The sequence below is a fragment of the Mycetohabitans endofungorum genome (assembly GCF_002927045.1).
GTDB classification, from domain to species: domain Bacteria; phylum Pseudomonadota; class Gammaproteobacteria; order Burkholderiales; family Burkholderiaceae; genus Mycetohabitans; species Mycetohabitans endofungorum.
This window is the reverse complement of record NZ_PRDW01000054.1, coordinates 1-1,804: the sequence shown is the minus strand read 5'-3', so window position 1 is coordinate 1,804 and position 1,804 is coordinate 1. Positions and strand designations below refer to the sequence as shown.

General features: G+C 58.2%; 1 protein-coding gene. It reads left to right on the top strand.

What is annotated here, in order from left to right:
• Positions 1-1,804: non-ribosomal peptide synthetase (locus B0O95_RS15125; protein ID WP_146064128.1), on the top strand; the 1,804-nt coding region annotated here is incomplete at both ends.

Below are 1,804 nucleotides of genomic sequence, written 5' to 3'. Positions count from 1 at the left end.
TTTTGCGAAAAGCCCAGCCCAGATGGCAGCGCACAAGGGCTGGAAGGGTTTATCGAGTACGCGACGGACTTATTCGATTGCCAGACGGTTCAGCGTCTAGCCACTTACTTTACCCGCTTGCTTGAAGCGGTGGTGGCGGATCCCGCTCAACCGATCCACAGCATCGCACTGCTGGGTGTTGCAGAGCAAGAGCAATTGCTGCTTGCATGGAATGACACGGTACAAGCGTTGCCCGCTGCGACGCTGCCAGCGTTGTTTGAGGCTCAAGTGGCCCAAACGCCTGACGCAATTGCACTGATTTTTGAAGAGCAACGGATCAGCTATGCCGAGCTCAATGCTCAGGCTAATCGTCTGGCGCATCAATTGATCGAACAAGGCATCGTAGCGGATACGCCGGTAGCCATTTTGATGCAACGTGCGCCCGAGCGCGCCATAGCCACGCTGGCCGTGATCAAGGCCGGCGGCACCTATGTGCCGCTACACGAGCAATGGCCCGATAGCCGACTGCGCACCATTTTGAGCGAAACCGGCGCGCCGGTGATGCTCACGGACCGTACGTACCAAGCACGGTGTTGCGTGCTGGGTGCGCAGGTCATCGTGGTTGACGCCAGTGCATTGCTGAATGACGAGCCAAGCGACAATCCCGCTATTGCATGCTTGCCCGAGCAATTAGCCTATGTGATGTACACGTCGGGCTCCACCGGTCAGCCCAAAGGCATTGGCGTGACCCATCGCAATGTCGTCAATTTGGCGCTGAACGAGCGTTTGGCCCAGGCGCGCGAGCGTGTACTGATGCATACGGCGCCGACTTTCGATCTGTCCACTTATGAGCTATGGACGCCGCTGCTCACCGGTGGGCAGGTGGTTATTGCACCGCCCGGTGAATTCGATATCAGGACGTTACAAGATGTTATCTTGCGTCACCAAGTCAGTGCACTTTGGCTGACTTCGGGGCTGTTTCACCTGATGGTTGAAGGCGACCTGAGCTATCTTCGTAGTGTGCGTCAGCTGATTGCGGGCGGCGATGTGGTCTCAGCCGCGGCGGTCAAGCGGGTGCATGAGCACTGTCCTGAGGTCGGGGTGGCGAACGGCTATGGGCCGACTGAGGCGACCGTACTGTCAACCCTTTATGCGATCCAGGCACCGGTCTCAACACAAGCGCCGATCCCGATCGGCACGCCGCTGAACAATGTACAAGCCTACGTTTTAGATGCGGGACTACGCCCCGCTCCTATGGGGGTACCGGGTGAACTGTACATTGCAGGCACAGGGGTCGCCAGAGGGTATTTTAATCGCCCGGCGCTCACTGCTGAGCGCTTTGTGGCTAACCCGTTTAATGCGGATGGCGCATGTATGTACCGCACGGGCGATCTGGTGCGTTGGCGCCCAGACGGTACGCTGGACTTTGTTGGTCGTGCAGATCAGCAAATTAAGGTTCGGGGCTTTCGGATTGAGCTGGGTGAAATCGAGGCCGCGTTGTGCCGTCACCCGGCTGTGGCGCAGGCGGCGGTTATCGCGCGTGAAGACCACGCTGATCACAAACAGCTGGTGGGTTACGTCGTACTGGATAAAGCTTGTTGCGAACGTAGTGCAGATTCGGAGATGCGCCAAGTCGACGAATGGCAAAAGGTTTACGACACGCTTTATGACGACGCCGCGCATCACGCACTTGGCGAGAACTTCAGTGGCTGGAATAGCAGCTACGATGGTCAACCGATTCCGCTGACGGATATGCAAGCATGGCGCGCGGCGGCTGTTGCGCGCATTCTAGCGCTCAAGCCACGGCGGGTGCTTGAACTCGGCG